The organism is Mesorhizobium sp. M2A.F.Ca.ET.043.05.1.1 (assembly GCF_003952445.1).
Lineage (GTDB): Bacteria > Pseudomonadota > Alphaproteobacteria > Rhizobiales > Rhizobiaceae > Mesorhizobium.
Genome location: NZ_CP034446.1, coordinates 2,659,021 through 2,682,799 on the forward strand (window position 1 = coordinate 2,659,021; position 23,779 = coordinate 2,682,799).

General features: G+C 64.7%; 20 protein-coding genes. 10 read left to right on the top strand and 10 right to left on the bottom strand.

The features are described from left to right. Positions 1-129: 129 nt before the first annotated feature. Entirely contained in the window at positions 130-1,533 is a 1,404-nt protein-coding gene (locus EJ069_RS13155; protein ID WP_126061647.1) for a sensor histidine kinase, read from the top strand. Continuing rightward, positions 1,530-2,174 (top strand): response regulator transcription factor, encoded by a 645-nt coding sequence (locus EJ069_RS13160; protein ID WP_126061648.1) that lies wholly within the window; start codon positions 1,530-1,532, stop codon positions 2,172-2,174. The genes EJ069_RS13155 and EJ069_RS13160 overlap by 4 nt, the downstream gene beginning before the upstream one ends. A gap of 251 nt (positions 2,175-2,425) precedes the next feature. Here the strand turns inward: EJ069_RS13160 and EJ069_RS33750 are convergent, their stop codons facing one another. The 3 genes from EJ069_RS33750 to EJ069_RS13175 all read right to left on the bottom strand — a co-directional run bounded on the left by EJ069_RS33750 (position 2,426) and on the right by EJ069_RS13175 (position 5,021). Then, positions 2,426-2,980, bottom strand: coding sequence for a hypothetical protein (locus EJ069_RS33750; protein ID WP_126061649.1), 555 nt, complete (start codon positions 2,978-2,980; stop codon positions 2,426-2,428). Between the two features lie 360 nt (positions 2,981-3,340). Further along, positions 3,341-3,853 (bottom strand): hypothetical protein, encoded by a 513-nt coding sequence (locus EJ069_RS13170; protein ID WP_126061650.1) that lies wholly within the window; start codon positions 3,851-3,853, stop codon positions 3,341-3,343. A 280-nt stretch (positions 3,854-4,133) separates the two neighbouring features. Next, positions 4,134-5,021 (bottom strand): EamA family transporter, encoded by an 888-nt coding sequence (locus tag EJ069_RS13175; protein WP_126061651.1) that lies wholly within the window; start codon positions 5,019-5,021, stop codon positions 4,134-4,136. Between the two features lie 596 nt (positions 5,022-5,617). On the opposite strand from EJ069_RS13175, the gene EJ069_RS13180 reads away from it, so the two are divergent. Genes EJ069_RS13180 through EJ069_RS13195 form a run of 4 tightly spaced genes read left to right on the top strand, consistent with a single transcriptional unit; the run spans position 5,618 to position 10,663 of the window. Beyond that, complete coding sequence (locus tag EJ069_RS13180) at positions 5,618-6,760, top strand: acyltransferase (RefSeq protein ID WP_126061652.1); 1,143 nt, start codon at positions 5,618-5,620, stop codon at positions 6,758-6,760. After that, complete coding sequence (locus tag EJ069_RS13185) at positions 6,757-7,866, top strand: glycosyltransferase family A protein (RefSeq protein ID WP_126061653.1); 1,110 nt, start codon at positions 6,757-6,759, stop codon at positions 7,864-7,866. Before EJ069_RS13180 ends, EJ069_RS13185 begins: the two co-directional genes overlap by 4 nt. Then, on the top strand, positions 7,863-8,894 hold the full coding sequence (locus tag EJ069_RS13190; RefSeq protein WP_126061654.1) for a glycosyltransferase: 1,032 nt from the start codon (positions 7,863-7,865) through the stop codon (positions 8,892-8,894). The genes EJ069_RS13185 and EJ069_RS13190 overlap by 4 nt, the downstream gene beginning before the upstream one ends. Next, entirely contained in the window at positions 8,891-10,663 is a 1,773-nt protein-coding gene (locus tag EJ069_RS13195; protein WP_189476343.1) for an ABC transporter ATP-binding protein, read from the top strand. The genes EJ069_RS13190 and EJ069_RS13195 overlap by 4 nt, the downstream gene beginning before the upstream one ends. A 340-nt stretch (positions 10,664-11,003) precedes the next feature. On the opposite strand, the gene minE is transcribed toward EJ069_RS13195, so the two are convergent. The 3 genes from minE to minC form a co-directional block, all read right to left on the bottom strand. Then, positions 11,004-11,276, bottom strand: a complete 273-nt coding sequence (minE, locus tag EJ069_RS13200; RefSeq protein WP_042638296.1) for a cell division topological specificity factor MinE — start codon at positions 11,274-11,276, stop codon at positions 11,004-11,006. Continuing rightward, positions 11,273-12,088 (bottom strand): septum site-determining protein MinD, encoded by an 816-nt coding sequence (gene minD / locus EJ069_RS13205; RefSeq protein WP_126061655.1) that lies wholly within the window; start codon positions 12,086-12,088, stop codon positions 11,273-11,275. Before minD ends, minE begins: the two co-directional genes overlap by 4 nt. Before the next feature lie 99 nt (positions 12,089-12,187). After that, positions 12,188-13,078: a septum site-determining protein MinC gene (gene minC / locus EJ069_RS13210; RefSeq protein ID WP_126061656.1), complete on the bottom strand. Its 891-nt coding sequence runs from the start codon at positions 13,076-13,078 to the stop codon at positions 12,188-12,190. Positions 13,079-13,262: 184 nt separating this feature from the next. Between minC and EJ069_RS13215 the strand changes: the two genes are divergently transcribed. Then, the gene (locus tag EJ069_RS13215) at positions 13,263-13,688 is read left to right on the top strand and encodes an SgcJ/EcaC family oxidoreductase (RefSeq protein ID WP_126061657.1); all 426 of its coding nucleotides are present in this window, start codon (positions 13,263-13,265) and stop codon (positions 13,686-13,688) included. Between the two features lie 113 nt (positions 13,689-13,801). Next, on the top strand, positions 13,802-14,236 hold the full coding sequence (locus EJ069_RS13220) for a hypothetical protein (protein ID WP_126061658.1): 435 nt from the start codon (positions 13,802-13,804) through the stop codon (positions 14,234-14,236). 91 nt (positions 14,237-14,327) lie between these two features. Here EJ069_RS13220 and EJ069_RS13225 read toward each other — a convergent pair whose 3' ends face one another. Then, a complete protein-coding gene (locus tag EJ069_RS13225; RefSeq protein ID WP_189476346.1) occupies positions 14,328-16,346 on the bottom strand; it encodes a S8 family peptidase in 2,019 nt (672 codons plus the stop codon). 247 nt (positions 16,347-16,593) lie between these two features. Then, on the bottom strand, positions 16,594-17,730 hold the full coding sequence (locus EJ069_RS13230; protein ID WP_210211329.1) for an ATP-binding protein: 1,137 nt from the start codon (positions 17,728-17,730) through the stop codon (positions 16,594-16,596). Between the two features lie 249 nt (positions 17,731-17,979). Here EJ069_RS13230 and EJ069_RS13235 point away from each other — a divergent pair, with 249 nt between their 5' ends. Further along, on the top strand, positions 17,980-19,356 hold the full coding sequence (locus EJ069_RS13235; protein ID WP_126061660.1) for an FAD-binding oxidoreductase: 1,377 nt from the start codon (positions 17,980-17,982) through the stop codon (positions 19,354-19,356). A 199-nt stretch (positions 19,357-19,555) separates the two neighbouring features. On the opposite strand, the gene EJ069_RS33285 is transcribed toward EJ069_RS13235, so the two are convergent. Next, positions 19,556-20,119 carry a BA14K family protein gene (locus EJ069_RS33285; protein WP_245456540.1) on the bottom strand — a complete coding sequence of 188 codons (564 nt, stop codon included), beginning with the start codon at positions 20,117-20,119 and terminating at the stop codon, positions 19,556-19,558. 419 nt (positions 20,120-20,538) lie between these two features. Further along, positions 20,539-21,639, bottom strand: coding sequence for a KamA family radical SAM protein (locus tag EJ069_RS13250; RefSeq protein ID WP_189476349.1), 1,101 nt, complete (start codon positions 21,637-21,639; stop codon positions 20,539-20,541). A gap of 400 nt (positions 21,640-22,039) precedes the next feature. Here EJ069_RS13250 and EJ069_RS13255 point away from each other — a divergent pair, with 400 nt between their 5' ends. Further along, positions 22,040-23,695 carry an acyl-CoA synthetase gene (locus tag EJ069_RS13255; RefSeq protein ID WP_126061662.1) on the top strand — a complete coding sequence of 552 codons (1,656 nt, stop codon included), beginning with the start codon at positions 22,040-22,042 and terminating at the stop codon, positions 23,693-23,695. Positions 23,696-23,779 lie beyond the last annotated feature (84 nt).

The following is a 23,779-nucleotide window of genomic DNA, read 5'->3' on the forward strand; positions in this document are numbered from 1 at the left end:
CTTGCGAATCAGAGCTGCCGCCGCCGGCAACGGCCCGTCATTAACCTTCCTCATCGGCACGGACCAAGGTCGGTGTCGCAATTGCGCCACCTCGCCTATACTGTCGCGAACGGGTGGGTGAACGGTCCGATGTTTGGGAGGTATCTGAAACGGCTTGCACGAATCTGGAGCGGGCTCTCGCTTGCCTGGCAGTTCGTGATCGCGGGCGGCATCGGCCTTCTGGCGGTGATGCTCGTGGTCGGGCTGTGGGTGACATCGCAGATCCGTGACGGCGTCCTGCACAATTCCGCCGCCACCACCGCGCTCTATGTCGACAGCGTGATCGCGCCGCTGCTGCCCGACATGCGCAAGAGCCAGGAGCTTGACGACACCGTCAAGCGGGCGCTGGACGAGACGCTGGGCCAGGGGGCACTTGGGAAAAGGTTGGTCTCGTTCAAGCTATGGCGGCGCGACGGCACGATTCTCTATTCGAAGGACACCAGCCTGATCGGCAGGCAGATCAAGCCCAACGTCAATCTCGTCGCCGCTTTCGCCGGCAATGTCATGGTCAAATACAACTCCAACAGGCTCGCGGACGAGGAAGACGAGAAGGAACGGTCGATGGGGGTGCCGCTGCTCGAGATCTACAACCCGGTGCGCGAACCCTGGTCGGGCGAGGTCGTGGCCGTGTCGGAATTCTACGAACTGTCCGGCGATTTCGAGGAATCGCTGCACTCGGCCTTGTTGTGGAGCTGGCTGGTGGTGGCGGGCGCCACGGCGGCGGCGCTTGCCCTGCTCTCGGGCATCGTTTTCCGCGGCAGCCGCACCATCGTCACGCAGCAGGCAGCGCTCAAGGCCAAGGTCTCGGAATTGCAGGCGGCGCTGGCGCAGAACTCGTCGCTGCGGCAGCGCGTTCAGCGCGCCTCGCGCCGCGCCACCGCCATCAACGAGCGCTATCTGCGGCGCATAGGCGCCGACCTGCATGACGGGCCGGCGCAACTTGTGGCGCTCGCCGCGCTCAGGATGGACAGCCCGGCGCTGGTCGATCCGGCCACGTCGAGCACGCTGCGCGAAGCCGAGATCGCCGGAATCCACAAGACGCTCGGCGAAGCGATGCGCGAGATACGCGGCATCTGCAACGGGCTGGTGCTGCCGCAGATCGAGACCCAGGCCATCGCCGACATTTTGCGGCTGGCTGTGGCCGAGCATGAGCGCCGCACCAGCACCAATGTGTTGCTAACCCTGCCAGAGCGCTTGCCGGAACTGGGCACCTCGGAAAAGATCAGCATCTATCGCTTCGTGCAGGAAGGCCTGAACAACGCCTTCCGGCACGGCAAGGGCAAGGGCCAGCAGGTCAGGGCCACGACGAAAGGCGGCAAGCTTCTCGTCGAGGTCGTGGACACCGGCCCCGGCTTCGACCCGGCCCGAAGCGAGGGACTTGGGCTTGCGGGCCTGAGGGAACGTATCGAAAGCATAGGCGGTCAGTTCGAGACACTGACAGGCCCCGGAGGAACGAGACTGGTGATCACCTTGTCTGTCGAGGAGCAACCGTGAGCACACCCATCCGCATCGCAATAGTCGACGACCATCCCCTGTTTCGCGAGGGCGTTGCGCGCAGCCTCGGCGAGATAGGCGGCTTCGAACTCGTGGGCGAAGGCGCCAGCGCCGAGGACGCCGAAAGGCTGGTGCGCGCCAGCATGCCCGATATCCTTCTGCTCGACATCAGCATGCCGGGCGGCGGCCTCAGCGCGCTTGCCAGCATCCTTTCAGCGATGCCCGAGCAGAAGATCGTGATGCTGACGGTGTCGGAGACCAATGCCGACGTCGCCCAGGCGCTAAAGGCCGGCGCGCGCGGCTATGTGCTGAAGGGCGTCGGCTCCAAGGCGTTGGCCGAGATCCTTCGCGATGTCGCCAACGGCCAGAGCTATGTTTCGCCGAGCCTCTCGGCCAGGCTGCTTTCCGACCTTCTGCAGCCCACCGGCAGCAAGCCGGACCCGCTCGCCCAGCTCACCGGTCGCGAAGCCGAGATCCTGAAGCTGGTCGCGGAGGGGCTGAGCAACAAGGAGGTGGCCGCCCGGCTGTCGCTGCAGGAAAAGACGGTCAAGCATCACATGACCAGGGTGCTCGCCAAGCTCAACGTGCGCAACCGCACCGAAGCGGCGCTGCTGATGCATGAGGCGAGGGAGAGGAACTGAGGGGCGGGACGGAGAGTTGGGGAATTGGGGGCCCGAGGAATTGAAGAATTGAAGAATTGGAGAATTTGAGACGTTGGAGATCGAGGAAGCAAGGAACGGTGGCCGATCCTTCTTTCTTCAGTTCTTCAGTTCTTCAGTTCTTCAGTTCCTCAATTCCCCAATTCCCCTCCCCCAACGCAAATCACCCCCGCCTCAAGGGACGGGGGTGACATGCGAGGGCATCGGAAAAAGGGGGTAGCCTTTCCCGGCCCTCACAAGCTCAGCAGACGATTCAGATCCTCCTCCGTCGCCTGCCGCTCGATGATGGTGCGGCCTTGCGCGTCGGTCATCTCGAAACGGCCGTTCCGGACTTCTTCCTTCATGCCGTTGCGGTGGACGACGGTGATCTTGTTGCCGTCGATCGAGAGCGTGTCGCCGGTTGCCGCGTTGGTATAGCTGTTCTTGCCGCCGGGATTGGCATGGCCCTTGCCGCTGTTGTTGCCTGGTCCCGCATTGGGGTTGCCCCCGCCGGCATTGCTGTTGTCGGAATTGCCGCCGGCGTTACCGTCATCGCCGGCGTTGCCGGAATTGGATCCGCCGGCAGAGCCGGAATTGGAGCCACCTGCGGAGCCGGAGTTGGAACCGCCGCCGGAACCCGAGTTGCCGCCATTGCCATTGCCGCCGCTATTGCCGTTGCCGGCGTAGGCGGCGGACACGAGCTTTGTCACGTTGCCCGGCGCCAACAGGCAGGGCGCGACCACAACCGCCAGGGCGACAGAGAAGCGCAGCGAGAGGTCGGCTAGCCTTTTGCGGGCGGGTTGGCGCATTCTTTTCCTTCTTGCCGGTTCCGAAGGTCCGCTCTCGGCACGGGCAATGCGGAACCGGTCTCTTGACGGAGGCAAGGATCACATTCCTCCGACGCGACGAAAGCGGCCCACGACCCATGCTCCGGCCGATCAGACCATTTCCGCCGCCACGCGTGACCAATGTCGCAACAGCAGCAATCGCCGCAGCTTGAAAAAATTACCCCCGCACGGAGGCGGGGGTAAGGTGAGTAGCCAGATTCCATCGCAAGACGATCAGGACCGCAGAGACGAAGCAAAAGGTGGCAACCTGATTTTGCAGCGCTGACCTTCGGTCCCTTAAGATCTAATCCGGATAAAACCTCGCTCTCACAAACTCTGCTCTCACAAACTCTTCAGGCGATTGAGATCAGCCATGGTGGCCTTGCGGTCGACGATGGTGCGTCCGTATTTGTCTTCCATCGTGAACCGGCCGTTCTCGATCGTCTCCTTCATTCCATTGCGGTGCGTAACCTGGATGCTGCCGGCGGTGGCCTCGACCTTATCGCCGGTCGCCGCGTTCACGTGGCTGTCGACATCGGCGGCGCTCGCCTCGCTGGCGCTGTTGCTCGAGCTGTTGTTCCCGCTGCTGTTGCCGTTACTGTTCCCGTTTCCGCTGTTCCCGCCGCTGTTCCCGCCGTTTCCGCCGCTGTTCCCGCCGTTTCCGCTGTTGCCGCCGCCGTTCCCGCCGCTGTTTCCACCACCATTGCCGCCGTTCCCGCCACCATTGCCGCCTTTGCCGGCATAGGCCTTGGTCACAACGACACCATCGAGGGAGAGACTGAAAGGCGCGACAACAAGCGCCAACGCAGTCAGCGCTCGCAAGACCAGCCTGCAGCCCCTGCGCGTTAAGCGCATCCCGCTCTCCCCACGCCAGCCCTTCAGCCCGTCGGCCGAACTACCCCACCGGCAATGTCGCAGCATAAGCATCCCCAATCAGCCCATGATTAGGAAGTGGCCCACGACCCTTGTCTTGTCCACTCGGACTTATTGCTATTTTCTATAGGACCTAAGTCTTATTTCAACCACCGGATGTGGTCGGATATTGCCGTGCGCGCATCGATTTCTCCAAGCCTGGCAACGCTTTGGAGCGCGTCGCTCAGAAATGGATTCTGGTGCGCGCGACGGCTTCCTGGGGTCAGGCCGGCGAAGGCGCCGGCCGCCGCGCTGCGACCGCCGTGCCGAAGGCGGCGGCAATGACAGCGGCGATGCCGGCGCATTGCAGAAAGTTGAGCTTCTCCGCCAAGAACAGGAAGCCGGTCAGCGCGGCGCCCGCCGGCTCCAGGCATACAAGCATGCCGTAGACCCTGGCCGGCATGCGGGCCAGCACCAGCATTTCCAGGTAGAAGGGCAGCGCGCTGGAGAAGAGGCCGACCACGGCCGCGCCGGCCATGACGTGCGGGTCGGCGAGATGGGCTTGAGCGGCGCCGAAGCCGAAAGGCAGCGCCAGCACCGCGGCGATCGCCATGCCATAGGCGGAGGTGCGCGCGCCGAGCTCGGCGCCGGCCTTCTGCGCGAAGATGATGTAGAGCCCCCAGCAGGCGCCGGCCGCCAGCGCCAGCGCCACGCCCAGCGGATCGAGCCCGCGGCTGATCCCCGCAAAAGGCGACAGCAGCGCGATGCCGGCTATCGCCAGCCCCACCCAGACAAGGTCGAGCAGGCGCCTGGAGCCGAGGGTCGCAACGAACAGCGGCCCGGTGAATTCCAGCGCCACGCAGATACCCAGCGGAATGCGCTGGAGCGCGGCATAGAACAGCAGGTTCATGGCGCAGACAGTGATGCCGTAAGCGGCCAGCCAGGGCAGGTTCCTCCGTGAGGGCAGCACCTTCCATGGCCTCAGCACAGCGGCCAGCATCAGCGCGCCGATGGCAAGCCTCAGCATGGTCGTGCCTTCCGGTCCCAGCACCGGGAACAGGCCCTTGGCAAAGGCGGCGCCAACCTGCACCGACAGCATCGAGCCAAGCAGGCCGAGCACGGGCATGGCGCCCATTTGCGCCTGCGGTTTTGCAATCGGCGTCGACGTCACTTGCTCTCCGTCCCCTGCCTTGGTCGGGATCGGAGATAAAGCCTTTGCGGCAGCGCCGTCGTGAGGCAGCGGGCGGCGGATGATAGGACAAGGCGCCCCCTTCCTCGGGCGGCAGGCCCGCTGCATCGCACAATAACTTGAAATTCAAGATGTTTCCGCGGACTCTTCCGTAGAATTTTGCTCCGCGAGCGAGCCTTTTTCTCAATATTGCCATCATACCCGCTGCGGTTGCAGGGATAACTCTCCGACATCCATCGCGATTGATACTTTCCGCAAATCAGACCAATTGCCTATGGCTTCATAGGACCATTGGACGAACCGTACGAATATTTTCGCTACACAACTATTTTCGTCCCAAACCGGCATCACATCTTATTTCAGGATCGTAAGCATTTTGTGTTGCACCGCAACATCTGCCGCGACAATCGTGGAGCGGGGGCATGCTCGTTGGAGGATGCCATTATTGTGACTCGGATGGGCATTCCGCCGGCCGGCAGGGATTGCGCCCCGGGCCCGGACGGCAAGCGGTCGGCCCGCAGCGGCGAGATTTGCCGGCCCTCTGCCGCGTGGCGTGACCGACCTGGCGAACGCCGCTGATGACAAACGCGCGCGACATCCAGCTGGATGCCTTGCGGGGCGTTGCGGTGATGCTGGTGCTCTACTCGCATTTCTTTGCTCCCGGCGGCTCGTCCTTCGTAGGCCATCTCGGAGTCAGGCTGTTCTTCGTGCTTTCCGGCTTCCTGATCACCCGGCTGTTGCTGGACGCGCGTGACACCAGCGCATTCGCCTCCGGGCCGGCGCTGCGTTCCTTCTATGCCAGGCGCATGCTCAGGATATTCCCGCCTTACTTCGCGGTGCTGGCGCTCGCATGGCTCGTCTCGGAACAATCCAGGCCCTCGCTCGCCTGGCATGCGCTCTACCTCTCGAATTTCTGGTACGCGCGGCAGAACGACTGGACGCCTTGGCTGCTCTGCCACTTCTGGAGCCTCAGCATCGAGGAGCAATTCTACCTCGCCTGGCCGCTGATCGTGCTTCTGGCGCCGCGCCGGCGCATCGAGGCGATCGCCATCGGCGTCATCGCCTTCTCGCTCGCCTACCGGCTCTACTGGCCGATCGCCGCCAACCCGGCGCTGGCCCGCGACCTGCTGCCGCCGGCCTCGATGGACGCGCTTGGCTGCGGCGCCCTGCTTGCCGTCCGCCGCGTTAGGGGCGCGGATGCGCCGCAATGGATGCGGCTCTGCTGGCCTGCCCTGGCGGTGGCGTTCCTGTTCGTGGTCCATTCCGATCCCGGGACGGCGAATTCGGCCTGGGAGTGGCCGCGCTGGGCGCTGGTGCAGGTGCTGCCGCTGGTGCCGATGCTGGCAATCGTCGCCGCATGCTCGAACGGCCTGCGCGGCACAATTGGCAGGCTGGCCGAACTCCCCCCGCTGCTGTGGCTCGGCCGCATCAGCTACGGCGTATACCTCTATCATTCGATCCTACTGGCCTGTGCGGTCAGGGCGCAGCCATGGATCCCGGTCAACGTCTCGGAACAGGGGCCGGGACGGTTCCTCGTCGCCGGCACCGCCACCGTGGTCGTCGCCTCGCTTTCCTGGGTGTTCTTCGAGAAGCCGCTCAACGGTTTCAAGCGCTATTTCCCCTATGTCGCGCCCGCTCATCCGCGCAGCGCGAGCGAGGCCCTCCGGTTCGGCGCCGCCCCGGCGCTCGATCTGCGGCCGACGGACCGGAGCCGACCATGACCGCGGCACCTCTCATCTCCGTGCTGTTGCCGGTCTACAATGCCGAGCCCTACGTGGCCGCCGCGATGCAGTCGATCCTGCGGCAGGACTACGACCAGCTCGAAATCATCGCCATCGACGACGGATCGACCGACAGGTCGCTGGAGATCCTCGAACGCTGCCGCCGGGACGACGGCCGCGTATCGATCATCTCGCGGGAAAACCGTGGCCTCGTCGCCAGCCTCAATGAGGGACTGGCGATCGCGCGAGGCGAGCTCGTCGCGCGCATGGACGCCGATGACTTCGCCTATCCCTGGCGGCTGTCGCGCCAGGCGGCGCTGTTTGCCGCGCGGCCGGAGCTCGGCTTCTGCGGCGCGCTCGTGGACACGCTGCTGCATGGCCGCGTCCTTAAGGGGCGGCTCGACCCGGTGTTCCGTCTCGACCTCACCGTGCTGTCGAAATTCTTCACGATCTTCCTGCACCCGACGGTGGTCTACAATCGCAAGGTCATCTCCGAGGCGGACCTCCACTACGACGGCAACTACCGGCACGCCGAGGACTTCGACCTCTTCCGGCGGCTGGCCGAGCGCTATCCGGCAGCGCTGATGCCGGAGAGCCTGCTCGTCTACCGCCTGCACCCCGGCAGCGTGACAAGCCGGCACAGCAAGGAGATGCGGCGCACGCATCTCAAGATTGTCGGCGAGAATCTCGAGCGTCAGGGACTGGCGGAAGACAGCACGGACCTGCGCGCCATCGGCGATCGCGTCTGCCTCGACACCGTGCGCCGGGCGGCCGCTTTCATCCGGGCGCTTGAAGAGCGGATCGCGGCACTGCCCGACCCGACGCGGCCGAGCTTCGAGGCCGGCGCGCTGAACCTGTTCTATTTCCTCTACCAGCTCGTCAATGACGAGGAGCGGCCCGCGCTGACACATGAATTGCTGACGCTGACCGGGAAATGGAACGCGATCCGCCGCCGCGAGAAATACGCGCTCGGCCCCGGCGCCTGGGCGCCCTGGCTGAGCCAGGCCTCGATGTGGGCGGGCAAGCGCGCCGACGGGCTTGCCTACCGCTTCAAATCCGCGCCGGCAGCGTCAGTGCTCGCGCCCTACAGGATGGCCGCGCCATGAACGCCGAGCGCCATCCGCTGCTGCGGCACCTGCGCCCCGCCCTGCCCCCTCCTCCGTGGCCCAGGCAGCGGCCACAGGTCTCCTTCATCGTCTGCACGCGCGACCGGCTGGACGTGCTCGAAGCCTGTATCGATTCGATCCGCGCCGCTTGCCGGGCGCACCCGGCCTACACAGCCGAACTGGTCGTGGTCGACAACGGCTCGCGCGACGGCACGGCCAGTTATCTTTCTGCGACCGCCGCTAGCTCTGACATCGCCCTGACCGCAATCTCGGAGCCTCGCCCCGGACTGGCGGCGGCGCGCAATGCGGGGCTGGCGCGGGCGCGCGGGCGGGTGCTGGTGTTCGTCGACGACGACTGCAGGCTCGACCCTCACTATCTCGCCGACCTCGAGCGACATTATGCGAGCGGCGAGAAATGGCTGATCCGCGGCGGCCGCGTCGAGACCGGCGACGCGCTGGACCTGCCCTTCACCATCAAGCGCTGCGACAAGCGCGAGCGGCTGACGCCGGCGGTCCACCCGGGCGGCTTCGTGCTCGGCTGCAACATGACCATGCACCGCGCCGTCGCCGCCCGCATCGGCCCCTTCGACGAACGCTTCGGCGCCGGCGGGGCGCTGCGCTCGGCCGAGGACACGGATTATCTGGTGCGGGCGATGCTCGCCGGCATGGCGGTGGAATATGTGCCCGACATGACGATCTTCCACCATCACGGACGGCGCGACCGCATGGCGATCGACCGGCTGCACCGCGACTATCATTTCGGCAACGGCGCGCTGTTGCTGAAGCATTTTCGCCGCGCGCCCTGGCTGCTGCGCCATTTCTACTGGGCGGCCCGGGCCGCCATGCGCGAGCTCGTCGGCGGGCCGCGCTTCGACCAGGAGCTCAAACTGTCGCATTGGCCGATCGTTCTGATGAACCTCGCGGGCGCGGCGAAGTTCATCGCTCTCGCGCTTGTCGGGCGGCCTGGGCGGCAGCCGCGGTCGGGCCACGAGACCATCGAGGCCAGGGCGGAGGCCGGCGCGCGATGAGCCGGCGCCCGACCCTGCCGATGCTCAACCAGGCGCTCGGCCGCCGGCAGCTCGGCCTGTTGCCGATCGTCGTCGCGCTCGGGCTTGCGAGCGCGGCCCTCGAAGGCTTCGGCATCGGGCTGATCATCCCGCTGCTCGGCATCATCATGGGGCATGGCGAGGCGACCGGCATGGCCGGCCTGTCGGCCCTCCTGCAAAAGGTCGGCGCGGGGCTCGGCGAGCGCGAGCGGCTGATCGCGATTGCGGCCGCGATCCTCGGCTCGATCCTCTTGAAGAACCTGCTCGCCTTCGCCAATTCGGTGCTGACCGCCCATATCTACGGCAAGGCCAGCCAGGCGATCCGCGGCGCGCTCGCCGAGCGGCTGCTCACTATCGGCTATCCCTTCTTCCTGAAGGAGAGCCCCGGGCGGCTGCTCAACATCATCTCCAGCGAATCCTGGCGGGCGTCGGACGCCATCCAGGCGATGCTGGGCTCGATCGTCAGCGCCTCGGCCGCGATCATCCTGCTCGTCTTCCTGCTGCTGCTCTCCTGGCAGATGACGCTGCTGGTGATGCTCGGGCTGGCGCTTGTCCAGGTCGCGCATATGGCGCTGTCGGCGCATCTGAGAAAGCCGAGCCGAAGCGTTGCCTCGCGCAACAGCGCCTTGGCCTCGCGGATGCTGCACCTGGTCCATGCCGGCCGGCTGATCCGCATCTTCGGCCAGGAAGCGCGCGAGAAGGTGGCGTTCGAGGCGGCGTCGGACGGCGTGCGCCGGGCGGCCTTCCAGCTTTCCAACCGTCAGGGCGCACTGGCGCCGCTGACCGAAGTGCTGCACGCCATGCTGTTCCTGGCGGTGGTGATCGGCGCCTGGCTCGCGGGTTTGAGCTTCCCGATGGTCGCCGCCTTCCTCATCCTGCTCTACCGGCTGCAGCCGCATGTCAGGGCCCTGCAGATGACATGGAGCCAATTGCAGGGGCTTTCCGGCTCGCTGGAGGAAGTGACCTGGCTGCTCGATCCCGAGGGCAAGCCGGCCGCGCCGCAAGGCAGCCGGCCGTTCTCGTCTTTAGGCGAAAAAATCGCCTTCGAGGGCGTGAGCTTCAGCTATGCCAATGAGGAGCAGCGCGCGGCGGTGCTGCACGCGGCGAGCTTCGACATAAGAAGCGGCCGCTCGACCGCGCTGATCGGCCGCTCTGGCGCCGGCAAGACGACCATCGTCAACCTGCTCTGCCGCTTCGTCGAGCCGGACGGCGGCCGCATCCTCGTCGACGGCGCGCCGCTCGGCGAGATCGATCCGGTCGCATGGCGGGCGCATATCGCCCTGGCCAGCCAGGAACTGGAGCTGGTGGACGGCACCATTCTCGACAACATTACCTACGGCAAGGACACGGCGAGCGAGGAAGAGGCCCGGCGCGCCGCCGAGCTTGCCGAGGCGCATGAATTCATCGAACGCCTGCCGCAGGGCTATGGGACGATCGTCGGCTATCGCGGCGTCAATTTGTCGGCCGGCCAGAGGCAGCGCATAGCGCTCGCCCGCGCGCTGGTGCGCGACCCCGACATCCTGATCCTCGACGAGGCCACCAACGCGGTGGACGGGCTGTCGGAAGCGGCGATCGTGGAAACGCTGAAGTCGCGCGCCGGCCGCCGCACGACGATCGTCATCAGCCACCACCACTCGACCATCTCGTTCTGCGACGACCTGGTGATCCTGGAGCATGGACGGGTGAGGAAGCAGGTGCCCTTCGCCGAACTCGCGGCGCGCAGCATGGATGAGTTGTACCAGCCGGAGTGAGGGCTGGGATCTCCCCCCTCGAGGGGGAGATGTCGCCGAAGGCGACAGAGGGGGTCGCCGCGCGTGAAGCGCCAGCGCCCTGGGCGGCGAGCGACGAGGTCGGCGATCTACGTGAGACGACCCCTTCTGGCCTGCCGGCCATCTCCCCCTCGAGGGGGGAGATTACGCGCTCCGCGGCTTTGCCCAATTGTCTGCGCTACTGGCGTCGGCATCCTATCTCCCCTTGTGGGGAGTCGGACCGAAGGTCTGGGTGGGGTCGGCGCCGACCCCGAGAGGCTGGCAGGCCCCCTCCCCGATCCGCTTTGCGGACCGACCCTCCCCACAAGGGGGAGGGTAAAGATCACCCCGCCATCGCCAACGGCGCGGCGCTCTTGTTGGGGATCTGGATATCGATCTCCAGCGTCGACATTGTGGCGCCGCGATCCATCGAGACCTGGAGGTAGTCCTGGTCGATCTGCACATGCTTGGCAATGACCGCCATGATCTCCTCGCGCAGGATGGAGACGAGGTCGGGTTGGCCGCGGCTCTGGCGCTCATAGGCGAGCAGCAGCTGCAGCCGCTCGCGCGCTACCGGCGCGCTGGTGCGCCGCTTGAAGAGGTCGAGGATGCTCATGCGGCCCTCCTTCCGAGCAGCCGGTCGAGGAAGCCCTTGCGTTCGAAGGGGACGACCACCGGCAGGTCCTCGCCTTCCAGGCGCCTTGCCGCTTCCAGGTAAGCCTTTGCGGCACCATTGAGCGGTTCCGAGAGCGTGACGGGCGAGCCGAGATTGGAGGCCCGCAGCACATCCTGGCTTTCCGGGATGATGCCGAGCAGCGGCGTGGAGAGGATCTCCAGCACGTCGTCGATCGACAGCATCTCGCCGCGCGCCGCGCGCGCGGCGTCGTAGCGCGTGACCAGCACGTGCTTTTGCACCAGCTCGCCCTGCTCGGCCTTCATGGTGCGGGCGTCGAGCAGGCCGATGATGCGGTCGGAGTCGCGAACCGACGACACTTCCGGGTTGGTGACGATCACCGCCTCGTCGGCGAAGCGCATGGCAAGCTGGGCGCCGCGTTCGATGCCGGCCGGGCTGTCGCAGAAGACATAGTCGAAGACCGAGCGCAGCCGGGCGATGACCTCGGCCACGCCCTCCTCCGTCAGCGCGTCCTTGTCGCGGGTCTGCGAGGCCGGCAGCAGATAGAGCGTCTCCAGCCGCTTGTCGCGGATCAGCGCCTGCGACAGCTTCGCGGTGCCCTGGATGACGTTGACGAGGTCGAACACCACGCGGCGCTCGGCGCCCATGATGAGGTCGAGGTTGCGCAGGCCGACGTCGAAATCGACCAGCGCCACCTTCTTTCCGGTCTTGGCCACGGCGGCGCCGAGCGCGGCCGTCGAGGTCGTCTTGCCGACGCCCCCCTTGCCCGATGTGACCACGACTACCTTGCCCATTTATACAGCCTCCGTTGGCGATTCTTATTCATGACCGTGCCGGGCACGGCAAACTCGTTAACAACTTTGGCACGCGAAACCGGTCCGAAGCTTGCGGCCTCAGCCGAGCGGCACCACGCAGAGCGCATCATTGTCGAGGAAGGCCTGCACGGCCTTGCCGCGCGACACACCTTCCATCTCCTCGGCCGTGGTGTACCAGCCGTCGACGGCGAGCAGCTCGGCCTCGTTCTTGCGGCAGAAGATGCGCGCCGACACATTGCCTTCCGACCCGGCGATCGCGCGGCCGCGCAGCGTGCCATAGACATGGATCGAGCCGCCGGCGACGATTTCCGAGCCGGACGCGACCGAGCCCAGCACGATGACGTCGCCATGCGGATGGAACACCGACTGTCCCGAGCGGATCGGCGCCTTGATCATCAGCGTGCCGGCGGAGGGCTGCGCCGGCCCGGCGCCCGCGCTTGCGGCTTGCGCCGGTTCGATCCTGACCGCTTCGAGCTTCGCGAGCTCGGGGTCGACCGGCTCGTCGGCGGACATCGCGATCTGCGGAGCCTCGGCCGGAGCCGCCTCCGCGACCGGTTGGATCTGCTCAGCGGCCTGGACCTGCTCCCCGGCGACGACTTCCAGCTCCTCGGCCCGCGCCTTGCGCGCGGCCCGGCCCAGCAGCCCCTCGGCGGTCGCCTCCTTGGCGCCGGCCAGCAGCGGCGGCAGCTCGGGCCCGAGCTCGGCGCCTTCCAGTTCGATGGCATAGACACGGATGCCGCGCGAGCCGAGCACGCCGACCAGCGCGCCGATCTCCTCCGGCCCCGGCTGCAGGAGGTTGAGGTCCAGCACCACCGGGCGACCGTTGAAATAGCCCGGCGAGTTGGCGATCCAGCGATCCAGCCCCTCCAGCCAGTCGGCGATCGGCGCCTCCGGCGTCAGCGTGAAAGCGACGAAGGAACGGGCGCGGAAGCGGATCGATTTGTTGTGCAGGGGGGCGGCGAAGGTCACGTCCAGGCGAATCCTTACTCAATGGTTAAAGGGTGCCGGGCGAATGGTTAACAAAAGGTTAATTTTGGGGGTCAGGGCCGTTAAGGAAGTGGCGCGGCCAAGTTCTGTGGCCGAACGGTGACAGGACCTGCCGATGCCGCTATCGTCTCACCCCAGCCTGGCGGAAAGCAAGGGAGATCATGTCATGAAGATCAGCAAGCCCGAGGACACCGCGGCCGCGTTCGCCGATGCCTGGAACAGGCATGACATGGACGACTTCGCGGCGCTGTTTAGCGAGGACGCCAATTTCGTCAATGTCGTGGGCATGTGGTGGAAAGACCGGGCCGAGATCGAAGCAGCGCACCGCGCGACACACAACACGATGTTTCGCGACAGCCGGTTGGAGGGTGTCGCCGCGTCGGTCGTCGAGCTGTCTCCCGGCCTCGCATCGGTGCACTACAGATGGACCCTCACCGGCGCATCCGCCCCGGACGGTTCGCCCGCCGGAACGCGCGAAGGCATCCTGCTTCTGGTGCTGAAGAAGGAACAGCCTGGATGGCGGATCAAGGTGGCCCAGAACACCGACATCGTCCCAGGCGCGATCGCTCCCCCTGCCCGCGCAGGCCGGTAGGACGGCCAAGCCCGCTCGAGCCGCGCATGTGAAGCGGCTAATATACAGGCGATGTCCAGCCGAGCACCATCCCGCCCGGGACTTTCCACTCTTCAGGGACAAGGAGACGGGCAATGGGCATTTATCGGGAAGACTGCAGGCGAGCAGGCAAGGCAGGCACGGCACTGGCAGCGCTGATGCTGCTGGGAGGATGCATGACGCACCGGCCGACGGGCATTGACGCATACCAGACGAGCGGCATCGACCAATGGCTGGCGACGGCCGATGCCGACAAGGTCGTCAACGCGATGGCCGCGAAGGGCCTGATGCCCGCCACCATCGACTGCCGCTTCGCCGACACCACGCCCGGACAGGTGGCTTACCTGTCGAAATTCACCTGGACGCGCGCGCCCGCCAACACGCGCTACCACTGGGAAGTGGGCGACCCGGCCTATCTCGCGAGCAAGGAAGTGCGGGCGAACAGGGTCGGGTTGAGGCGGGTGGATGCGAAGGTGGTGCGGGACAGCGCTACAGGGCAGAAGGTTGGGTGCTCGGTTTGGGCGGGTTAGAGGGGGCGTGGGTCGGTGGAGTGACGGCGGAATATAGGGTAATTGCCACGGTTGGCTACGTGGCAGCTTCGCCGAGCTTTCTGGTATTAATTTACTTTGGCAACCTGATTGGCACTTGGACCCCTACACGTGGTCTCATCGGCTGCAACCGATTGCCGGAACTGACAATAACTTGATCATAAAGGTCTCTCGCAGATCGATTGCGAATTGTTAGCGCGAGCGCGAATTTCATGTTTGCGGAACGCCGGCCACCGTGCCCATGTTCGCGCGCGATATAGCTGACATCAAATGCCGGTTGGTTCAGAGAAGACGCGCGCTTGCTTTTTGTACGAGAAAGCGTTGTTTCCCACTTTTGTGCATCGTCACGCTGCATATGCTCGGAAGCATAAAAATTTTTAGCTGAAAAGAACGTGTCTGACGCAGCCACTGTCGGAGTGATCAGCTTGCCTCCTTTGTAGTAGGGAGCAGGGATATTTGTCGTGTCGGGGCGAAACTGAATGTCTAGCCCAGCGCGAGTGTAATTGATCGCGTCCTCCGGATCGACCTCGCAATAGAAACTGAAGGTCGCTTTGATCTCTACATTCCCCGTCAAACCATCCGGCACCGGAAGATAGAGGCGCACCGCACCTGTAGTTGGCATGTGACGCTGATAGACAATATGGGCCTCATAGTCGCCGCAGAGCACAAGATCGCCAAGGCCATGTGAAACGAACCCCCAGCCGGTCTCGGTCCGATCCGCTTCATTTCCGTTCGCATGATGCACTAGCAAAGCTTTAACTGCTGGCGCCCAAAGTGCTTCTGAAAACTGAGCGCGAACTCCTGTTCCCGTCCGCATCGCAACAGGTGCTGCGAAGCTTGTGCCCATGATGCCCGCAGCGGCATGTGGTGCAACAGTGTTAAGTGCGAGGAACGGCGTCCCATGAGATCCACCAAAAGTGAGAAAGTCCGGCTTAACATACCCTGGGCTACGGCCAGGACCGCACGCACTATATGTCGCGCGCCGCCAGCCCGATCCAAAGCCGTCGCTTGCTCCGATTGCAAGCATGTTGACGCCGTCAGAAGGTGGCTGAACTCGATGAAGGCCCGTTGCCCGGTCACGTTCACCATTGTTGCCGCATGCGATAGTCGCTACCGTCTCACCGGGGGCAAGTATTTGATCTAGTCTAGCGGTCCACGGACTTATGTCATCGTCATCCAAGGGATAATCCGGGCCGAGACTTATGTTTATAAAATCGTAGCGACGGGAAGTAAGAACATCCTCGATACGGTCCAGCAGATCAAATGCTTCGAAGTCGTTCCTACCATCACCATCGCCATATACACGCCAATGGTCAACGTTAGCGTATGGGCGCGCCGACGATCTGCCTTGGGTCAGCGGTCCGAACAGGAAGGCTGAAGTGACTGCAAGACCGTGTTGCTGTGCATCTCTCACGGGTGCGCCAACGCCGGGCGCATCATGAAGCGTGACCCATCTTTCGAGCCCATGGTTGTCTGGGAGACCACCATCGAAAATAGCAACGGAAAGGTCAGGGGCTACAGCGTCCTCACTTGCAAGTTCTACCGGGAAAGAACGTCCAACAGAGCGGGCAATGGGGTCGAAAGGGACGATACGAGGTGCCTCGCGAAGCGCACGTAGGAACGAAAAGCCCAGAACATCATCAAGTCGTTCGCGATGAGCGATGATCGGCAGGAATGCCAAGCCACCTGCTAGCCTTTGCCTATCCAGATCAAAACGAACTCCAAGTGATCGCATAAATCTTGCGAAAGTCTGAATTACCAAGCTGTTGCCGAGTTCCTCGGGGTTGTGGAGGACCACCTCTAAGGGAATCTCGTCCCGATCATCAAACCGCTTTGAGAAAGATTTGAGACGGCTACGGCCTGGCACGGCCACTGTTTCTATGCGCCTGAACGCGTCTTCCACAGTGTCATCACGAGGAGACCATTGCCCTACGGCATTACTGAATCTAATCAGCCGGTCAGCATCGCCAGCCAAATATAAAACCGGTGCAGGTTGAGCCTTGCCGCTCTCCTCGGCGCGACTGGCAATCACCTTTTCTGGAATTATGTGCACCGCCCGGCTGCCTAGATGGTGCAGTCCGAGCTCGCGCATGAGCGAGCTCGGATAGTATGACTTCGCGAGGTAGCTCGGATGGAGCGTTATCTCCAGGGCAGCTTCCCCACCCGGGCGAGCAAGCGCCGGCAAAGCATCAATTGCCTTCGCGGTGGACATCCATTGAGGAGCGAGCCGGCGACGCGCATCAGCGAACGAATAAGGGTGCGCTTTCTCGCCCATGCCGCGTGGAGGTCGAGAGATTTCTTCCGACAGCTTTTCGCCCTGACCTATTAGATATCGCGGACTAGCCATTGCGTCCCCTCATCTTACTAGAATTTGGCGCTGAACTTGGACGACTTTTACGGATAGTGTCCCGTGAAATCCCAACGATCTCACTTATCTTACGGTCACTATATCCTCGTTCCGCTAACAGACGAGCCGCCCGCTTTCGATCGTCGGGGCTGCCACCCCTTAACTCATGGCCAATCCTGTCAAGAAGTATGTCCAACACGGTGTTATCTGACGTTATTGCTCTACGCCTAATCCATTGCGCCGTACGCGTCAAATCGCTAAATGACCGACCTTCCCAAATATTCACAAGCACAGGTAGCCACTCTTCTAACTTTTCGACATCACCTCCAAATAAACTAACCAAAACCTCCATTCTCTCATCCGCGTCAGGCGCACGAAATTCCAAAATATCATCGAATCGGCGCCAAACCGCAGGATCGAGAAGCTCCCCATGATTAGTTGCCGCTATGAGCAAACTTGTCGATGGCCAATCGTCAACTTCTTGTAGAAGAACCGTTACCAGCCTTTTTAATTCTCCGACGTCACCTTCATCATCTCTCTTCTTTGCAATAGAGTCAAACTCATCGAGCAGAAGAACTGACTCGACACTCTTAGCATACTCAAGAACAGACCTTATATTTCCTCCCGTCTTTCCCAAATAACTGCTCATTACTGTAGCGAGGTCGAGGGTTATCAATGGCCTCCCTAACAACGATGCCAGCCATCGCGCACTCATTGTCTTCCCTACCCCAGGAGGTCCAACAAAAAGCAGTGACCTGGTCGGCCCCAAGCCTTCCCGTTCAAGAGCCGACAGCTGACGTTGCTCGACGACAATCTGCTCGATCCTGGCCTTCAGGTTCCGGTCCAAGATAGGGCTGCCAGACAACACCACTGGAAACTCGCTTTTAGCTAGAGCGAGTCGCGAATCGGCATCCACAGGAACGATTGCCCCTCCAAAATCCCGCAGCGGAGAGAGCGATGTCGGCGCAAGCGCAAGCAACTCCGATAGCTGGCTCGCAAGCTCCGGGTTTTGCTGTCGCAATTTGCGAATCGATTGCCTGACATACGCCTGCACGTCTTGCGATCGGCCGGAAAGGCCCAGCCTGGCCAACTGGACCACATTTTCAGACAATTTATCCAGCAAGTCCATATCTTAGCCATTCTTCGTTGATTTTTGCAGATTTTTTCGCGCTTCAGATGCGGACTAGTTCTCGCATATTTTTTTTGGGTGGTCCATTTAAATATCTGCGGCAGGTGCCTGGTTGGTGCCAACGTCCTGACATGATCTAAGCAATGGTAGATAGCTGACCCGGCGACTCATAATTACTTCCGGCTTAGGAGTGACTTTGACCGCCAGCGGCCTCTATAGGTGGGCTTTAACCTCCCAGGTATACCCTTCATGCTCCTCCCCGCCCTCCGCGCTCTTCTCCCCACCGCCACCATCTGGGACGCCGCCGAACTCGCCTCGCGCGATCCCGGCTTCGACGCCCGCAATTTCGGGGCTTCGGCGCTGGTGCGGCCGCGCGATGTCGAGGGGGTTGCGGCGCTGGTGCGGTTTTGCGCGGAGCGTGGCGTCAGCCTTGTCGCCCAGGGTGGACGCACGGGGTTGGCGGGCGGGGCAGCGACGTCTGATGGGCAGATCATCTGCGATCTTGGCGGACAGAACCAAATCGAGGAGATCGATCCGTTCGCGCGGGTGGCGATCGTGCAGGCGGGGGTGACGTTGGGCGCGCTGCAGGAGGCGGCGGCCGCGCATGGGCTGGACCCCGGCATCGACCTTGCCGCGCGCGGCAGCGCTACGATTGGCGGCATGGTTTCCACCAATGCCGGCGGCATCATGGCCTTTCGCAACGGCACGATGCGCCACCGTGTGCTTGGCCTCGAAGCCGTGCTGCCGGACGGGCGGGTGTTTTCCGATCTCACAAGGGTGCTGAAGACCAGCGCCGGCTATGATCTGAAACATCTCTTCATCGGCGCGGAGGGGACGCTCGGCATCGTCGCGCGCGTGGCGGTGCGGCTCGATCCGGTGGCCGGCGCCAGCGCCACGGCGCTGGTCGGCGTGCCGGATGCGGCCAGCGCCCAGCGCATCGTGCGGCATTTCCTGGGCTCGACCAGCGCGCGGCTTTCCGCCGCCGAGATCCTGTGGCGCAATTTTGCCTCGCTGATGCAGCGGGGGCTGGGCTATGCGCCCGGGCAGTTGCCGCTCGATGCGCCCTGCCTTCTGGTGCTGGGGCTTGGCGCCGACAGTGTCGAGGCGGCAAGAGGCGTGCTGGAGGAAGGGCTGGCGGCGATCTGGGAAGAGGCCGGCATCCTCGACGGGCTGGTCGCGAGCTCCGAGGCACAAGCCGCCCAGATGTGGCGGCTGCGCGAGGAGACAGAGCACATCGAGCGCGCGCACCCGATGGCGCCCTCCTTCGACGTGTCCGTGCCGGGCGGCGCGCTGGACGCCTATGTGGCGCGCGTCGAGGCCGGGCTGAAGCGGATCGACGCCGCCTACGCGCCCTATGTCTACGGCCATCTCGCCGACGGCAATCTGCACATCTCCATCAATTGCGACGGCCCGCTCCCGCATGAGCGGCACGCGGCGATCGAGGACGTGCTTTACGAAGGCCTGCACGAGGCCGGCGGCTCGTTCTCGGCCGAGCATGGCGTCGGGCTGGAAAAGCGCGAGGCCTATGAGCGGCATGCCGACCCGGTGAAGCGGGATTTGGCGAAGGCGATCAAGGCGTTGATGGATCCCTCGAATGTGATGAATCCGAGGAAGGTCGTGGGGTGAAGGCTCTTTTCCTCGCCCCCATAAAATGGGGAGAGGTGGCTCGGCGAAGCCGAGACGGAGAGGGGGAGCGCCGACGTTGAAGGACCTGTGCCAGCCCACCAGCGCCGCAGGCCCCTCTCCGGCCGCTTCGCGGCCACCTCTCCCCACTTCGTACCCACCTCGTGGGGCGAGGAAACGCGAACCGCTGGGCGCCGGCGCCCTACTCGCACTGCCGGCGCGGGCCGCCGTCGAAGGGCTGGTAGGTGTTGTCGCTCGGGTCATAGGAGCGGTAGCGGCTGAAGCAGTAGTCGACATGGTCGGCCGAGACCTGCCGGCCGGAGGCCTGGGCGGCCTCCGCCTCGGGCGAGATCTCTTCCGGCGGGCCGCCATAGGTGGTGGCGTAGCCGTCGCCGGACGGCGCGTAGCCCTGCATCTCGGCCTGGTCGTCGCTCGTCTCGTTGATCCGGTCGCCGGCCGTGGCGGCCTGCCTGTCGTTCGCGCCCTGATCGCCGGTCTGATCGCTTTGCCCGGTCGAGGCGGTGCGGTCGCCGGGATCGTAATAGGGCGAGATGCAGGGGCGCAGCTCGCCGCTGTAGGAGCGGTAGCTGTTTTCCTCCGGGCGGTAGCTGCGGTAGCGGGCGGCGCACCATTGCAGATGGGCGACGGGCAGCTCAGCCTGCTGGTCGGCCGGCGCCGGCCGCTGGGCCGCGTTGGCGTCCGGCGCGGGCTGACCGGGCCCGGAGACGCCCGGCAATGGTTGCAGCCGCGGCTGTGCTGGCGCCACCGGGGCCGCGAGCGCCGCGGCCTGGGTGGCGCCACCCGCCTTGACGGGTTCGCCAGGGCCGGCTCGCCGCCTGCCTTGGCGGGCGCGGCCTGCTGGGCTGGAATGCGCTCGAGATTCTGCTTCTGCGGATCGACCGGCTGAGCGTCCTTCGTCCAGAGCTCGGAAACGCCGATCGTGGGCGTTGCCTGGCGCACCGGCTTGGCGGCCAGCATCCAGGTGGCGAAGACAAGCCCGCTGGCGAACACGGCCAGGGTCAGCACGAACCCACCGGCAATTCCCAACAAAGCCTTCACACTGCGCTCCTTCAGCCCCCGCTCATAGAATGCGGGGCGCGAGATGGAGTTCCTTCTGCTGCGCAATGGGGGCCAAAGTCGGGCGGGCAAGCGCCGTCGCCGGACGCCGGCAAGACAGATACGGCGTCAGTCCTGGCCAACCACTTCCGTGTATTCCCACACCTTGCCGTCCTGGCCTCTGATCAGCCAGGTGCCGCCGTCGCGGCCCTCGATGTGGCTTGCCGCCAGCGGCACCTTGCCGCCGCCGTCCGGCAGGTCGATGACATAGGTCGGGATGCAGATGCCGGAGAGCCGCCGGCGCAGCTCCGCCACCAGCGCCTGGCCCTCGGCAATCGTGGTGCGGCGGTGCGCCATGCCGCGCGCGAGGTCGCCGTGGTGCAGGTAATAGGGTTTCACGCCGAGACGATACATCAGCTCGCGGCAGAGCTCTTCCAGCACCTCGACACGATCATTGACGCCTTTCAAGAGAACACTCTGGTTGAGCAGCACGAAACCCGCCTGCCGCATCGCGCGGCAAGCCGCCTCGGCTTCCTGAGTGAGCTCGCGCGGGTGATTGAAATGCGTGACCACGCTCACCATCAGCCGGCCCTGCAGCGCATCGACCAAGCCGGGCGTGATGCGCGACGGCAGCGCCACCGGAACGCGGGTGTGGATGCGCAGGAGCCTGAGATGCGGGATCGCCTCGAGGCGGGCGCGGATCTCGGCCAGCGCCTTATCGGGCAGCGACAGCGGATCGCCGCCGGTCAGGATCACCTCGCGGATTTCGGGATGCCCGGCGATATAGGCCAGCGCCGGCTCCAGGGCTTCCCGCGTATAGCCGCGGCCGATCGAGGTCAGCGACTCCTTCCTGAAGCAGAAACGGCAATAGACGGCGCATTGATAGGTCGGGAACAGAAGCACGCGGTCGGCATGGCGGTGCGTCAGCCTGGGAACGGGGCTGAAGGCGTGGTCGCCGATCGGATCGTCGAGCTCGCCTTCGACAGCGACCAGCTCGTCGGGCGAAGGGATCACCTGGGCGCGGATCGGATCGTCCGGGTCGTTCCAGTCGATCAGGTCGAGATAGGGTTTTGGCACGCGCACCTTGTGGGCGGCCGCGGCCTCCTGCGCGGCGGCGCGCTCGGCCGGCGAGAGCGGCAGCGGGGCAAGGTCGCGCACATGGCGCACGCCGGCGCGGACATCGTCCTGCCAGGCGGCGTCGGCGGCCGGTTGTTTGAGATCGGTGGTCATGGACATCCCGGAACAGATTTGCGCGGGGATATCGGATGGATGGGCGGCGAGGTCAACCGCGCGGTTGACTCAGAGCCAAGCACGCTACCCGGCCGCGTCTCATTCCTTCGCGCCCCCCTCTGTCCTGCCGGACATCTCCCCCACTTGGGGGGAGATCGGATGTCGCGCCGGGTTTCGCCAATCGCCGATGTTTGTAATGAAGGGCCGGCGCTGAAGCCGCCAATCTCCCCCCTTGTGGGGGAGATGTCCGGCAGGACAGAGGGGGCGCCGTGGAGCGCGACCTCACTCGCTTACCAGGGCTCATCGACTTTCGCCGCAATCGACCAGCGCCCTCTTTTCAGGCAATCTCCCTCGGGCGGCGATCATGGGGAGATGATCCGCCGCCCGAGGGAGGACTGCCATGACCGATATGCCGGCGCTGCCGCGCTACGAAGATGCCGTCGAGCGCTTCCGCATCGAGGACGAGATCGCGCGGCTTCACGGCGATCCGGCCACCGGCATCAACGCCTATGTCGAATGCTGCGGCCGCTATACAGGCCAGAACCGGCTGGCGCTGCGCGCGATTTCGGCCGGCGGCGAATTGCGCGAATATTCCTTCGACGACCTCGCCGACATGTCGGGCCGCGTCGGCACCCTGCTCAAAAGTCTCGGCGTCGGCCCCGGCGATGTCGTGGCCGGCATGCTGCCGCGCATTCCAGAACTCGTGGCGCTGATCCTCGGCACATGGCGGATCGGCGCGGTCTACCAGCCTTTGTTCACCGCCTTCGGCCCGAAGGCGATCGAGCATCGCCTGAGCTACAGCAAGGCGAAGCTGGTGGTGACCAACCCCGCCAACCGCGGCAAGCTCGACGAGGTGGAGAACCGTCCGCGCGTCGCCACCATCCTCGCCCCCGGCGAGACGCTGCCCGCAGGCGACATCGATTTCCGCGCGGCGCTCGCCGCCGCCTCCCCCGACTGCGAGCCGGTGATGCGCAAGGGCTCGGACCTGTTCATGATGATGTCGACCTCCGGCACCACCGGGCACCCGAAAGGCGTGCCGGTGCCGCTCAGCGCGCTTCTTGCCTTCGGCGCCTATATGCGCGACGCGATCGGGCTCACGGCGGACGACGTCTTCTGGAACATCGCCGACCCCGGCTGGGCCTACGGGCTCTACTACGCCATCACCGGGCCTTTGCAGTTGGGCATCGCCACCACCTTCTACGAAGGCGCCTTCAACGCCAAATCGACCTACGACATCATCGAGCGGCTGGGCGTCACCAGCCTTGCCGGCTCGCCGACGGCCTATCGCCTGCTGATGGCGGAAGGGCCCGAGGCGGCCGCCCGCGTCAAAGGAAAGCTGCGCGTGGTGAGCAGCGCCGGCGAGCCGCTCAACCCAGAAGTGATCCGCTGGTTCGACGCCCATCTCGCCGCGCCCATCCACGACCATTACGGCCAGACCGAGAACGGCATGATGGTCAACAACCATCACGGGCTCAGGCATCCGGTACGCGCGGGCTCGGCCGGTTTCGCCATGCCGGGCTATCGCATGGTGGTGCTGGACGAAGCGGGCAATGAGCTCGGCCCCAACCAGCCGGGCGTGCTTGCTGTCGATATCGCCAACTCGCCGCTGCGCTGGTTCGACGGCTACCACCAGGCGGAAACGCCGGCGATTGCAAGCGGCTATTATCGCACCGGCGACACGGTGGAGTATGAGCCGGATGGCTCGGTCTCCTTCATCGGCCGGGCCGACGACGTCATCACCTCGTCCGGCTACCGCATCGGGCCTTTCGATGTCGAAAGCGCGCTGATCGAGCACCCGGCGGTCAACGAGGCGGCGGTGGTCGGCGTGCCCGATCCGCAGCGCACCGAGATCGTCAAGGCCTTCGTGGTGCTGGCGCCCGCTTACAAAGGCAGCGAGGCGCTGGCCGAGGAGCTCGCCCAGCATGTGAAGAAGCGGCTGTCGGGGCATTCCTATCCGCGCGAGGTCGAGTTCGTCGCCGAGCTGCCAAAGACGCCGAGCGGCAAGATCCAGCGGTTCCTGTTGCGCAAGGCGGAAGTCGAGAAGCGGAAGGCATAACGCGCAGAGGCGGGAACTGCTGATCTCCCCCTTGTGGGGGAGATGTCCGGCAGGACAGAGGGGGGCGCTGTCCCGCCGACGTAT

What these genes read in the sequence shown, in the direction of transcription:
- EJ069_RS13195 (WP_189476343.1), top strand. Translation starts at nt 8,891, where the DNA reads ATGAGCCGGCGCCCGACCCTGCCGATGCTCAACCAGGCGCTCGGCCGC.
- EJ069_RS13220 (WP_126061658.1), top strand. Translation starts at nt 13,802, where the DNA reads ATGGGCATTTATCGGGAAGACTGCAGGCGAGCAGGCAAGGCAGGCACG.
- EJ069_RS13190 (WP_126061654.1), top strand. Translation starts at nt 7,863, where the DNA reads ATGAACGCCGAGCGCCATCCGCTGCTGCGGCACCTGCGCCCCGCCCTG.
- EJ069_RS13250 (WP_189476349.1), bottom strand. Translation starts at nt 21,639, where the DNA reads ATGACCACCGATCTCAAACAACCGGCCGCCGACGCCGCCTGGCAGGAC.
- EJ069_RS13255 (WP_126061662.1), top strand. Translation starts at nt 22,040, where the DNA reads ATGACCGATATGCCGGCGCTGCCGCGCTACGAAGATGCCGTCGAGCGC.
- EJ069_RS13180 (WP_126061652.1), top strand. Translation starts at nt 5,618, where the DNA reads ATGACAAACGCGCGCGACATCCAGCTGGATGCCTTGCGGGGCGTTGCG.
- EJ069_RS13230 (WP_210211329.1), bottom strand. Translation starts at nt 17,730, where the DNA reads ATGGACTTGCTGGATAAATTGTCTGAAAATGTGGTCCAGTTGGCCAGG.
- EJ069_RS13225 (WP_189476346.1), bottom strand. Translation starts at nt 16,346, where the DNA reads ATGCGCGAGCTCGGACTGCACCATCTAGGCAGCCGGGCGGTGCACATA.
- EJ069_RS13155 (WP_126061647.1), top strand. Translation starts at nt 130, where the DNA reads ATGTTTGGGAGGTATCTGAAACGGCTTGCACGAATCTGGAGCGGGCTC.
- EJ069_RS13215 (WP_126061657.1), top strand. Translation starts at nt 13,263, where the DNA reads ATGAAGATCAGCAAGCCCGAGGACACCGCGGCCGCGTTCGCCGATGCC.
- EJ069_RS13170 (WP_126061650.1), bottom strand. Translation starts at nt 3,853, where the DNA reads ATGCGCTTAACGCGCAGGGGCTGCAGGCTGGTCTTGCGAGCGCTGACT.
- minD (WP_126061655.1), bottom strand. Translation starts at nt 12,088, where the DNA reads ATGGGCAAGGTAGTCGTGGTCACATCGGGCAAGGGGGGCGTCGGCAAG.
- minE (WP_042638296.1), bottom strand. Translation starts at nt 11,276, where the DNA reads ATGAGCATCCTCGACCTCTTCAAGCGGCGCACCAGCGCGCCGGTAGCG.
- EJ069_RS13185 (WP_126061653.1), top strand. Translation starts at nt 6,757, where the DNA reads ATGACCGCGGCACCTCTCATCTCCGTGCTGTTGCCGGTCTACAATGCC.
- EJ069_RS33750 (WP_126061649.1), bottom strand. Translation starts at nt 2,980, where the DNA reads ATGCGCCAACCCGCCCGCAAAAGGCTAGCCGACCTCTCGCTGCGCTTC.
- EJ069_RS13235 (WP_126061660.1), top strand. Translation starts at nt 17,980, where the DNA reads ATGCTCCTCCCCGCCCTCCGCGCTCTTCTCCCCACCGCCACCATCTGG.